This is a genomic window from Alphaproteobacteria bacterium (genome assembly GCA_041396705.1).
Taxonomy (GTDB): Bacteria; Pseudomonadota; Alphaproteobacteria; order CALKHQ01; family CALKHQ01; genus CALKHQ01.
The window spans coordinates 240600-251547 of the sequence record JAWKYB010000008.1; the positions used below are offsets into that span (position 1 = coordinate 240600).

General features: G+C 73.5%; 12 protein-coding genes. 5 read left to right on the forward strand and 7 right to left on the reverse strand.

The features are described 5' to 3' along the window. Window positions 1-202: 202 nt before the first annotated feature. The 5 genes from R3F55_13590 to R3F55_13610 all read right to left on the reverse strand — a co-directional run bounded on the left by R3F55_13590 (window position 203) and on the right by R3F55_13610 (window position 5161). The gene (locus tag R3F55_13590; protein MEZ5668445.1) at window positions 203-1243 is read right to left on the reverse strand and encodes a glycosyltransferase family 4 protein; all 1041 of its coding nucleotides are present in this window, start codon (window positions 1241-1243) and stop codon (window positions 203-205) included. Further along, window positions 1243-3054 (reverse strand): asparagine synthase (glutamine-hydrolyzing), encoded by a 1812-nt coding sequence (gene asnB / locus R3F55_13595; GenBank protein MEZ5668446.1) that lies wholly within the window; start codon window positions 3052-3054, stop codon window positions 1243-1245. Before asnB ends, R3F55_13590 begins: the two co-directional genes overlap by 1 nt. A gap of 40 nt (window positions 3055-3094) precedes the next feature. Continuing rightward, entirely contained in the window at window positions 3095-3769 is a 675-nt protein-coding gene (gene pdeM / locus R3F55_13600) for a ligase-associated DNA damage response endonuclease PdeM (GenBank protein ID MEZ5668447.1), read from the reverse strand. Window positions 3770-3849: 80 nt separating this feature from the next. Further along, window positions 3850-4371, reverse strand: a complete 522-nt coding sequence (locus tag R3F55_13605) for a hypothetical protein (protein ID MEZ5668448.1) — start codon at window positions 4369-4371, stop codon at window positions 3850-3852. Between the two features lie 187 nt (window positions 4372-4558). Further along, window positions 4559-5161 (reverse strand): hypothetical protein, encoded by a 603-nt coding sequence (locus tag R3F55_13610; protein MEZ5668449.1) that lies wholly within the window; start codon window positions 5159-5161, stop codon window positions 4559-4561. Between the two features lie 163 nt (window positions 5162-5324). Here R3F55_13610 and R3F55_13615 point away from each other — a divergent pair, with 163 nt between their 5' ends. After that, entirely contained in the window at window positions 5325-6068 is a 744-nt protein-coding gene (locus R3F55_13615; GenBank protein MEZ5668450.1) for a YdcF family protein, read from the forward strand. Between the two features lie 23 nt (window positions 6069-6091). On the opposite strand, the gene R3F55_13620 is transcribed toward R3F55_13615, so the two are convergent. Next, complete coding sequence (locus R3F55_13620; protein MEZ5668451.1) at window positions 6092-7258, reverse strand: ABC transporter substrate-binding protein; 1167 nt, start codon at window positions 7256-7258, stop codon at window positions 6092-6094. A gap of 302 nt (window positions 7259-7560) precedes the next feature. Between R3F55_13620 and R3F55_13625 the strand changes: the two genes are divergently transcribed. Further along, window positions 7561-8205: a LysE family transporter gene (locus R3F55_13625; GenBank protein ID MEZ5668452.1), complete on the forward strand. Its 645-nt coding sequence runs from the start codon at window positions 7561-7563 to the stop codon at window positions 8203-8205. Here the strand turns inward: R3F55_13625 and R3F55_13630 are convergent. Then, on the reverse strand, window positions 8181-8753 hold the full coding sequence (locus tag R3F55_13630; GenBank protein MEZ5668453.1) for a RecX family transcriptional regulator: 573 nt from the start codon (window positions 8751-8753) through the stop codon (window positions 8181-8183). The genes R3F55_13625 and R3F55_13630 overlap by 25 nt on opposite strands. Before the next feature lie 68 nt (window positions 8754-8821). Here R3F55_13630 and R3F55_13635 point away from each other — a divergent pair, with 68 nt between their 5' ends. The 3 genes from R3F55_13635 to R3F55_13645 all read left to right on the forward strand — a co-directional run. Then, on the forward strand, window positions 8822-9658 hold the full coding sequence (locus R3F55_13635; protein MEZ5668454.1) for an ABC transporter permease: 837 nt from the start codon (window positions 8822-8824) through the stop codon (window positions 9656-9658). Between the two features lie 3 nt (window positions 9659-9661). Next, entirely contained in the window at window positions 9662-10498 is an 837-nt protein-coding gene (locus tag R3F55_13640; GenBank protein MEZ5668455.1) for an ABC transporter permease, read from the forward strand. Window positions 10499-10640: 142 nt separating this feature from the next. Then, window positions 10641-10948 (forward strand): hypothetical protein (locus R3F55_13645; GenBank protein MEZ5668456.1); only part of this gene is annotated, 308 nt, incomplete at its 3' end.

Consider the following 10948-nt stretch of genomic DNA (forward strand, 5'->3'; position numbering starts at 1 on the left):
AGACGGCGTCCTTGCGGACGCCTCCTCAGGATGAGGCGGCGTTGGGGGTTGCCCTGCGGACCGGAGCCGGGTGGCGATCCGGCGGGTCGGGCGTACCGTGTAGACCTGCCCGCTTTGCCGCGCACCATCGTCGTCATCCTGAGGAGCCGCCCGCGCGGGCGGCGTCTCGAAGGACGCACCGAACCGCCGTCGCACGCGGCCGTCAGGCCATCCCGATCACCGTGTCCGCCCAGCGGGCAGGGGTGAACTGCCGGGCCAGCGCCAGGCTCATCGCACCCTGTTCGGCGCGCGCGGCCTCGTCGAGGCCGGCGATGCGGCCCATCGCCCGGGCCAGGCCGGCGGCGTCGCCGGCGCCGACCACCGCACCGTTGAGCCGGTCCTGGACCAGGTGGACCGAGGCGCCGCAGACCCCGGTGACGATCATCGGCAGGCCGGCGGCGGCGGCCTCGTGGATCGCCACCGCCCAGGGCTCGAACAGGCTGGGCAGCACGAAGGCGCCGGCGCGGTGCAGGGCGGCGGGCAGGGCATCGGGCTGGATGAAGCCGGCGAGGTCGACCCCCGCGATCCCTGCCAGCTGGTCGCCCAGCGGGCCGGCGCCGTAGACGGTCAGCGGCCACGGGTCCTGCGCCGTGGCGCGATACTGCCGATAGGCCGCGGCCAGGGTATCGACGCCCTTCTCCGGGATCAGCCGGCCGACGAAAACGAAACCGCGCCCCGGCCCGGCGCCGGGCGGCGGCGCGAAGCGGGCCGGGTCGCAGGCATAGAGGCCATAGCCGATCGCGCCCTGGGCGAAGCCCAGCCGCCGGGCGAAGTCCGCCTGCCGCTCGCCCGGCACGAACGCCCGGTCGTACAGCGGTCGCACGTGCCAGCGACTGATCGCCACGCCGAGGCGCTGGCGCGGCGTCGCCAGCCACTGGTTGTCCATGCACAGCACCCGCGTCGCCCGCCCGGCCAGCGCCTTCAGCGCGGCGCGATAGCCCTTGATGTGCCAGCTGGTCACCAGCACCACGTCGGGCCGGAACGCGCGCACCGTGTCGGTCAGCCGCCCCTCCGCCATCAGCGCGTCGTAGAAGGCGCGGCGGTCGACCCAGGCGAAGGCGCTCTCGTCGAACGGCGCCAGCGGGTCGGCCCGCATGTGGCTGAGGAACAGCGCCTCGCAGTCCGGATGCGCCGCCAGCGCCCGGAAGCAGGCGTTGGCATAGCCCGACAGCTCGCTCCACAGAATGGCGACGCGCACGCCCATCAGCCCGGCCCTCCCGCCGCCGCCGCGCCGGCCGCATAGACCAGCTTGGCCCAGCCGCGCAGGCCGCGCGCGGCTGCATCGACCGGCAGCCCCAGCCGGCCGCCGACGCCGCGCAGCAGCCAGTCGCGCACCGGCACGGCGAAACCGGTCTTCGGCCGGCTCAGCACCGCGTCGGGCAGCGGCCGGGCCGGCGCCGCCGCCATGTCGCGCTTGCCCGGCGGCGCCGGGCTCGCAAGCATCGGCGCCACCGCCTTCGCCAGCGTCACGTCGACCAGCGGCACGCGGATCTCCAGGCCGTGGGCCATGCCGGCCCAGTCGGCGTCGCGCAGCAGCTGGCTGCGCATGTACCAGGCCGTCTCCAGGGCGGAGACGCGCTGGCGGTCGGTGCCGGCGGCGGCCGCCGTCGCCGCCATGGCGGCGTCCAGCCCGAGGTCGGCGAGGCCGGCCCGGGCGAGGTCGGCCGGCAGCACCGACCCGAGCTCCCACGGCATGTAGAGCGCGCGGCGCAGGAAATAGGCGCGCGCGGCCGAGCCGGCGTATTCCACCAGCCCGGCGTATTTCGGCGACGAGACCGCGGCCGCCGCCGGCGCGGCGACGGTGCGCAGGGCGCGGCCCAGGCCGGGCACCGCCGCCGCCCAGCCGAGCCGCCGGGTCAGCGCCGGCACCTGCGCGAAGCTGGGATAGCCGCCGAACAGCTCGTCGCCGCCCAGGCCGGACAGCGCCACCTTCAGCCCGGCCGCGGCGGTCACCTTGGAGACGAAATAGACGTTGACCCCGTCGATCGACGGCTGGTCCATCGCCGCCAGCACGCGCTCGGCCTCGGCCGCGAAGTCGTCGCCGGTGACCCAGACGGTGCTGTGGTCGCTGCCCAGCTGGCGCGCCACCGCCTCCGCCAGCGGCACCTCGTCGTGGTCGCCGCCGCGGAACTCGGCAAAGCCCAGCGTGACCGTGCGCAGCGGGCCCTGCGCCGCCTCGGTGGCCAGCGCCGCGATGGTGGTGGAATCGAGGCCGGCCGACAGGAACACGCCGACCGGCACGTCGGCGACCAGATGGGCGGCGATGCTGTCGGCCAGCGCCGCGCCCAGCGCCGGCCGGTCCCACGGCCCCGCCTTTGCCGCGGCGACGATCGCGGCGCCGTCGTCGCGGCCCAGGTCGCGTGCGCCGGCGGCGTCGACCCACAGCCGGCCGCCGGCGGGCAGCGCGCGGATCCCGCGCCACAGGGTGAACGGCTCCGGCACATAGCCGAGCAGGAAGAAGCCGGCATGGCCGGCCGGCGCCGGTGCGGTATCGATGCCACGACCCGCCAGCAGCGCCTTGACCTGGCTGGCGGCGCGCAGCGTGCGGCCGTCGTCGGCCAGGTAAAGCGGCTTGATGCCGAACGGATCGCGGGCCAGGAACAGGCCGCGCCGGTCGGCATCCCACAAGGCGAAGGCGTACATCCCGCGCAGCCGGCCGGTCATTTCCGGCCCGTAACGGTCATAGAGGGCCAGCAGCACCTCGGTGTCGCTGTCGCTGCGGAAGGCGACCCCATCGGCCTCCAGCGCCGCCCGCAGGGCGCGATAGTTGTAGATCTCGCCGTTGAAGGCGATCGACAGCCGACCGTCGGCGCTGTGCATCGGCTGGGCGCCGCCGGGGCTGAGGTCGATGATCGCCAGCCGACGGTGGCCGAAGCCGACGCGGCCGTCGTCGGCGACCCATTCGCCCGCGCCATCCGGGCCGCGCGCGGTCATCGCGTCGCGCACCGCAAGCAGCTCCGCCCGATCGACCGGCGGTGCGTTGCCATAGGCGAAGATCAGGTTGATGCCGCACATGGGGCGTCAGCAGGCGCCAGCAGCGGTGAACATCCGGTTGTCACGCGCCGCGGAACAGCTGCTGCGACCCGAACGGGAACACCCGGCGGTCGCCGATCAGCAGCACGGCGAAGCGGCGGTCCAGCAGGCTGCGGATCGCCGGGTCGAGCACGTCGAGACCGCCGGTGTAGGCGCCGAATGCGGGCAGGATCATGCGCCGGCCATCGGCGACGAAGCAGCGGCCGCTGCGGCGACCGCCGCGCACCTGGACCCGCGCCTTGGGGTGGTAGTGGCCGCTGATCTCGCCGGCCGCGGCGCGGGGTGCCGCCTCGTGGCGGAAGCGCAGCGGGCCGACGGCGTGTTCGCCGACCACCCGCCCGCCCCAGGCCAGCGGCGGCGCCGGGTCGTGGTTGCCGGCGACCCAGACCCAGTCGCAGGCCGCGGTCAGCCCGGCGATGGCGGCGGCGTCGCCGCCGTCCAGCCGTTCGGCCGCGCCGCGGTCGTGGAAGCTGTCGCCGACGCAGACCACCTGCCGCGGCCGCCACCGCGCGACCAGCGCCTGCAGCCGCTTCAGCGTCGCCGCCGTGTCGTAGGGCGGCAGCAGCGCACCGCGCGCCGCAAAGCCCGACCCCTTCTCCAGGTGCAGGTCGGCGACCGCGATCAGCCCGGCCGCCGGCCAGACCAGCGCGCCGCTGACGTCGGCGACCAGGTCCGCCGCGCAGAAACGGAACGGCAAGGCAGAGTCTGTGGACACCTCCGGCGGGGCAGCGGCGGCGGCATGGGCCAGTGCTCGCTCAGCCAAGGCCGGGCCCACGCCTAGTAGACGACGACATAGCCGTCGAGCCTCTCTGTCCCGGTCTGCCGGCCGTCGCCGTCGAACGCGACCTGCCAGAGCGCATATTCGGTCTGCGGCAGACTGCCCTGCGGTTCGATCCGCCACAGCGTCACGACGACGCCGCCGGCCCCGTCGGCATGCGCGCTCGGCGGCGAGTATGCCGGTGCGTCGGCCCGCGCGAACGCGTCGCCCCGCTCCCAGGCAATACCGTAGTAGGCGAACACGCCGAATTCCGCCCACGCCAGGGCCAGCGCCTCGCGCCCGCGGTCGTCGAGGTCCGGCCAGCCGCGCGCCGCGAGCACCGGCTGCGACGCCTGTTCCACCGCCAGCCACGAACCGTCGACCAGGATCGCCTCCAACATGCAGCCGCGATCGTCGGCAAACACGCCGACAACGGCGACATCCGGGAAGTCCGGGTCGGTGGTGAGGCAGACGTCCTCCGCCGCGATGTCCCAGCCGCGATGCGCGTTCAGCGCCTCGACCACGTCCGCCTTGTCGGTCACATCCAACGCCCAGGCGACGTCGGCAGCGCCCGGACCGACACAGAACAAGGCAGCGACAATCAGGTTGAGCGGGCGCATGGCGATCGGACCTTCCTCTAGCTGCGGAGCGCCGCGAACGATGCACGGAAATGTGGCGCGACCAGGGACACGCCGGGCGACGGCCGCCGCAACATCGGGCCTGCGGGTCTCAATACTCGGCCACGTAGGTCGCGAGCACGCGGATGCGCACCATGGCGCCATCGCGGTCGAAGGTCAGTTCCCAGAGGTTGTACTCCGTCTCCGGCAGCATGCCGGCCTCTTCCTGTACCCACAGGGTGACGACCACGCCGTCGGCGCCGTCGGGCTCGGTCGTCGGCGCGGTGAAGGCGGGCGCGTCGGGCCGGGCGAAGTCGTCGTTGGCGGTCGATACCGCCGTACGGAAGGCGAAGACGGCGAAGCGGGTCCAGGCCATCGCCAGCTCCGCCCGCCGCGCCGCGTCGGCATCGTCCCAGCCGGCCAGTTCCAGCGCCGGTTCCGACGCCATCGTCGGCGCCAGCCAGTCGTCGTCGACCAGAATGGTCTCGACCATGCAGCCGCGGTCGTGGGCGAAGCCGGCAACGATCGCGGTCTCCGGGAACTGCGGGTCGGCCGCGACGCAGATGTCGCCGGGGTCGGCATCGGCATCGGCGTCGATGTGGTCGAGATAGGCCTCGCGCACCGCATCGGCGTCGCCGACGTCGAGCGCGTGCAGCGGCGCCGCGCCGGCCAGGCCGGCAATCAGCGCACAGGCGAGGGGGACGGGCATGCGCATCGGGACAATCCGTTCCGCTGTCGATCGGGGGCGCGGTCGGGCGACCATGGCTGCCGAATCGTCACCCCGCCGGCATTGTGCCATGGTAGCGGCTCGATTCGTCCCCGCCAACCGGGCACCGGGCGGACCCGCCGGCCGGCGCCGACCTGCCACATGGCGATCCATGCGCGAAGTTCTCGACTATCTGCTCGGCGTCTATCCGCTGGTGCTGGTGCTGGCCTTCGTGGCCTGGCTGGCAGCGTCGCGCCGCAGCCGCCGGCTGACCCGCTGGCCGCTGCTGGCGATCTGGCTGGGGCTGGCCGTGGCCGGCGCCCCGCCGGTCGCCTCGTCGCTCAATGCCATGCTGGCGCGCGCGGCGCCGCCGCCGAGCCGCGAGGCGCCGCCGGACCTGATCGTGGTGCCGACCGGCGGCATCATCAGCCTGTCCGACGGCAGCTGGTTCCCGGCGTCGCCAACCGTGATGCGGGCCCGGGCCGGCCTGGCGGCGCAGCTGCAATGGGCGGCGCCGGTCCTGATCGCCGGCGGCAGCCCCGACGGCGGCCCGGCGGAAAGCGAGGTCACGGTCGATTCGCTGGACCTGGTCGTCGACGACGCCCTGATGATCGAGACCGCGTCGCAGAACACCTGCGAGAACGCGGCCGCCGCGGCGGCCGCGGCGGCGGAGCTGGGCGCGACCCGCGTGCTGCTGGTGACGTCGGGCCTGCATGTGATGCGGGCGGCCGCCTGCCTGCGCCACCAGGGGCTGGAGGTCGCCGCACTGACCGCCGACACGGTCTACGAGCCGACCGGGCTGTGGGCGTGGCTGCCGTCGCACCGCAGCCTGGCGGTGACGATGGCGGCGATCAAGGAGATGATCGGGATCGGCTACTACGTCGCATCGGGCACGCTGACCACCGACGACCTGTAGGCAACGGCCGGGCCGGCTCCGGCTCAGTCCTCGGACTGCGGTCCGCCGGCAGCAGACGGATCGGTCGCGTCCTCGGCCGACGCATCCTCAGGCTCCGCCGCCGACACCGCCTCGACCACGGCCGCCGCCGCGCGCCGCTGCTCGGCCGAGTCCGCGGCGAGGCTCAGCAGCGCCGACTGCAGCGCCGACAGGTCCAGGAGGGTGCGCATGTCGATGTCCATGGCACAGTCGCCCTCCTGCTGCCACCAGGCCAGCTGCGCGGCCAGCGAGCGGGAATCGACCCGGCCGTCGGGCGCGAAATAGGGTGGGGCCTGCCGCACCTCGTCGACCGGACGGCGGGCGCCGTCGGCGACGATGGTCAGCAGCGCCGCGTTGCGGGCCGCCTCGATGCTGTCGGCCTGGTCCGCGTCTTCCGCCGCGCCCTCGGCCTCGGCCGCGACGGCGGCACGGAATGCCCGCACCCCGCGCACATAGGCCCGCAGGAAGCGCGCCAGCACCTCCGGCCGCAGGCTGGCCTGGGCCGCGGTGGTCATCAGCACAGACAGGCTGATCGGGCCGTCGATCGGGCCGGCCCACTCGGCCACGCGGGCCGCTCCGGTCGCTTCCAGGTCGGCGGCCAGGTGCGCCGGCAGCAGCGCGGCGTCGACCGAGCCCTGCGCCAGCGCCGCGGCCAGCGCGACATCGGAGCCTTCGGAAACGAAGCCGGTCTCGACCGCCGCCTGCAGCCGCGCCGCCAGCAGGTAGCGGGCGGGCGAGCCGAGCTCGGTCAGGCCGATCACGGCGTCGGGCGCATCGCGCAGCCCGTCGAGGTCGACGCCGGTCAGGTCCGCGCCGATCAGCCACGCATAGCGCGGAAAGGCGCCGTTGAGCTGCTCGGCGCCAGCAATGATGCGCAGGTTGTGCTGGGCCGCCATCGAATAGGCGTCGGCGGTGAGGTCGACCAGGGCCACGTCCACGTCGCTCTCGGCCAGCGCCATCAGCATGGTGCGGTTGGCATGGAACTGGACCAGGCGGACGTCCAGCCCCTCCTCGGCGAACCAGCCGCGGTCGGCCGCGATGATCAGCGGCGCGGCGGTGACCTGCGGCTCCACCGCGACCACCAGCGGCTGCGCCTGGGCCGGAGCGGCGAGGGCCGCACACGCCAGCAGGACCAGTCCGGCCGCCCATCGTCCGACGATCGACGGCGTCATCCGCACAGCGTATCGCGCCTACGGTCGCGGCTGGGTCGCATCCGGCGTAGTCCTCCTCGCCGGGCAGGATACCCGCCCCGCGGGCCGCCCGATTTCGTGCGGCGGTGACGCTATACCGATGCAGCGATGGCGTCAAACCGCCCCGCAGTCTGCGCTTGCTTTCCGGCGGAATGAACCGCATTTTGCAGCGCCGCCGCGGTCCGGAAGGAACGGGCGTCCCGATGCACCGTTGCAGCATGACGTTGCGCGGGCGCCGCGCAGCGCACGTGCGTCTGCGCCCGGGCCAACCAGTCAACGTCTAAATGCTGCTCACGTCATTGTCGCTCCTGCTGATCGTGTTCATCAAAGCCGTGCTCGCCGGGCTCGCCATCGCCGCGCCGGTCGGCCCGGTGGGCGTGATGTGCGTGCAGCGCACCCTGCACGACGGCCGCCTGGCCGGCCTGATCGCCGGCATGGGCGCGGCCTGCGCCGACGCCGTGTTCGGCATCGTCGCCGCGTTCGGCATCGCCGCGGTGACCGATTGGATGCTGACCCACCGCTCGCTGTTGGAGCTGGTCGGCGGCATCCTGCTGATCCTGCTGGCGATCCGCGTCTACACCAAGCGGACCAGCGTCCAGCCGCGCCGCGCCGCGCCGCGCACGCACCTGGCCGCCTTCGTCTCGACCTTCGTGCTGACCATCACCAACCCGATCACCATCCTGGCCTTCGCGGCGGTGTTCGCCTCGCTCGGGCTCGGGCTCGATTCGCTGGACCTGACCGGTGCGGCCATCCTGGTCGGCGGCGTGTTCCTGGGCTCGACCCTGTGGTGGATCGGGCTGGCCGCCAGCGCCGGGCTGCTGCGCGGCCGGGTCAGCGACAGCATCATGCGCTGGATGAACCGGGGCTCCGCGGTGCTGATGGCGGCCTTCGGCGCCTATGCGCTCTATTCCGGGCTGCTCGCCGCCTGATCCAGAGCCTGCGCGGCGGCTTCGGGCTCCAGGTCGATCACCCAGGTCGCCAGCGCCGGCGCGAAGCCGGCGCGCACCATCGCCGCCAGATCGCGCCGGCGCCGATCGGCCCGCCGGCCGGGCGCGGCCCACGGCCCCAGACGCCGCCGCTGGGCATGGCGCAGCGCCGCAAAGCGTTCACGTTCCGGTCCATGGATTTGATCCAGATCAACGATCACGGCGGCGGCCAGCGCGTCCGGCACGCCCCTGTCGCGCAGCAGCGCCGCGATCCGCCGGGTCGAGGTGCCGCGCCGCATCAGCCCGGCCGCGCGCGTTTCCGCGAAGTCCCGGTCGCTGATCAGCCCGGCGGCGACCAGCCGCGCGACGACGGCGTCGATGCGGCCGCGTACAACCGCCTCCGGCTCGTCCCGCTCGCCGCCGTGCCGCCTGATCCGGCGCGCCAGCACGCGGCGCACCTGCTCGGCGGTGGCGGCATAACGGGCCAGATAGGCCAGTGCCGCGGCCCGCAGCGCGGCTTCGCCCAGTGGGTCCTCGTCGGCCAGCGTCAATCCCTCCTTGCCCAATCGACCCGGCAAGTTTAACTCACAGCGGCACAGCCAACAGCTTCCGGATGCCCATGCCCCGTTCCGTCCCGATCGCGGCCGCCGGGTCCGCGACCGCCCCCGGTCCGCGGCTGCGCAGCTACGGCGCCGTCAACGGGCGCGGGCTGTGGACGCTGTATCTGAAGGAGGTGCGCCGCTTCCTCAAGGTGTTCCAGCAGACTATCGCGGCCCCTGTCGTCACCACGTTGCTGTTCTTCGCCATCTTCACCCTGGCGCTCGGCCGCTCGGTCGAGATGGTGGAGGGCGTCGCCTTCGCGGCGTTCCTGGCCCCGGGGCTGGTGATGATGGCGATGGTGCAGAACGCCTTCGCCAACACCTCGTCCAGCCTGGTCATCGGCAAGATCCAGGGCAACATCGTCGACGTGCTGATGCCGCCGCTGGCGCCGTGGGAGCTGACTGCCGGCTTCGTGCTGGGCGGCATCACCCGCGGGCTGGTGGTGGGCGCGGTCACCGCCGGCGTCATGGCGCTGTTCGCGCCGGTGGCGATCCACGACATCGGCGCCGTCGTCTATTTCGCCGTCGCCGCCAGCGCGATGATGGCCCTGCTCGGCGTGCTGGGCGGGATCTGGTCGGAGAAGTTCGACCACATCGCCGCGGTCACCAACTTCGTGGTCACGCCGCTGACCTTCCTGTCCGGCACCTTCTATTCGATCGAGCGGCTTCCCGCCTTCTGGGGCGCGGTCGCCCACGCCAACCCGTTCTTCTACATGATCGACGGCTTTCGCTACGGCTTCATCGGCCATTCCGACGCGCCGGTGTGGCTGGGCGTGGCGGTGCTCGCCGCGGTCGACGCCGCGCTGGCGCTGGCGGCCTGGTGGCTGTTCCGCATCGGCTATCGCCTGAAGAGCTGAGCCATGCACGCGCCGACCACCCGCAACGCGGCGGCCCGGGCGTGGCGCCAGCCGCGCGCGCCCGGCCTGGTCCAGGGCTTCTGGGCCCTGTACCGGCGCGAGCTGCGCCGCCAGGCCCGCGCCGTCGCCTTCCTGATCGTGCCGCAGGGCCTGACCGCGGCGCTGCTGATCGCCGTGTTCGACCTGGCCGCGCCGCAGGGCCTGGGCGGCCAGATGCAGGGCCTCGACGCCCCGCTTTCGCTCGGCGCGTTCATCGCGCCGGGGCTGGTGGCGATCGCGGTGCTGAACATCGCGTTCCAGACCACCGCCTTCACCATCCTGCACGCCAAGATCGACGGCTATATCGACATCGAGCTGATGGCGCCGTTGCCGGTCGGCTCGCGGCTGCTCGCCCATGCGCTGATGGGCGCGACCATGGGCCTGCTGGTCGGCCTGGTCGTCGCCGCGGTGCTGGTGCCGCTGATCGGCCTGCGCGTCGCCGACGCCGGCCAGGCGATCCTGTTCGCCGCCCTCGGCGCCTGGTGCATCGCCCTGTTCGGCATCTTCGCCGGCCTGTGGGCGCGCAAATGGGATTCGCTGAGCGCGATCGCCACCTTCATCGTGACGCCGCTGGTCTTCCTGTCCGGCGCCTTCGCGCCGGTATCCGGCTTCGCCGATCCGTTCGCGGCGGTGGTCGCCCACCAGCCGTTTCATTTCGTCATCGACGGCGTGCGCGGCGGGCTCAGCGGCTTCCAGGACGGCTCCGCCTGGATCGGCGCGGTCGCGCTGGCCGCGATCGGGGCCGCCGGCGCCTTCGCCGTTTCGCGGCTGATCCGCACCGGCTACCACACGGTGGCCTGAGCGGGCGCCGCCGGGCCGCGGCAATTCCCAGGTTTAAGCAGGCCTTTACACAACGACCCTATCGTCGGTCACCGGTCGCCGCGCCGCCGCGGCACCGGCCGCCCACGCTTGAGCCCGGAACAGGCCCACCGCCGCGATGCCGTTGCAGAACCCGCAAGACGCCGAGACCAGCGCCGGCCCGCCGTCGGGCATCGCCAGGCTCGTCGACCTGCTGCCGAAGCCGGCTGCCGTGCGCGAAGGCGATGCCCTCTACGTCAACGCCGCCACCTGCGCGCTGACCGGCTATGCCGTCGACGCGCTCGCCACCATCGACCAGTGGTTCAAGACGCTGTACGGCGAGCGCCACCTGGCGATGCGGATGATTTACGAGCGCCATCGCCGCAACGACGGCGGCGACGGCCCGACGGTGATGCCGCTGACCACCCGCGACGGCACCCACTGCTATGTCGA

What these genes read in the sequence shown, in the direction of transcription:
- R3F55_13590 (MEZ5668445.1), bottom strand. Translation starts at nt 1,243, where the DNA reads ATGGGCGTGCGCGTCGCCATTCTGTGGAGCGAGCTGTCGGGCTATGCC.
- asnB (MEZ5668446.1), bottom strand. Translation starts at nt 3,054, where the DNA reads ATGTGCGGCATCAACCTGATCTTCGCCTATGGCAACGCACCGCCGGTC.
- R3F55_13610 (MEZ5668449.1), bottom strand. Translation starts at nt 5,161, where the DNA reads ATGCGCATGCCCGTCCCCCTCGCCTGTGCGCTGATTGCCGGCCTGGCC.
- R3F55_13615 (MEZ5668450.1), top strand. Translation starts at nt 5,325, where the DNA reads ATGCGCGAAGTTCTCGACTATCTGCTCGGCGTCTATCCGCTGGTGCTG.
- R3F55_13620 (MEZ5668451.1), bottom strand. Translation starts at nt 7,258, where the DNA reads ATGACGCCGTCGATCGTCGGACGATGGGCGGCCGGACTGGTCCTGCTG.
- R3F55_13625 (MEZ5668452.1), top strand. Translation starts at nt 7,561, where the DNA reads ATGCTGCTCACGTCATTGTCGCTCCTGCTGATCGTGTTCATCAAAGCC.
- R3F55_13635 (MEZ5668454.1), top strand. Translation starts at nt 8,822, where the DNA reads ATGCCCCGTTCCGTCCCGATCGCGGCCGCCGGGTCCGCGACCGCCCCC.
- R3F55_13640 (MEZ5668455.1), top strand. Translation starts at nt 9,662, where the DNA reads ATGCACGCGCCGACCACCCGCAACGCGGCGGCCCGGGCGTGGCGCCAG.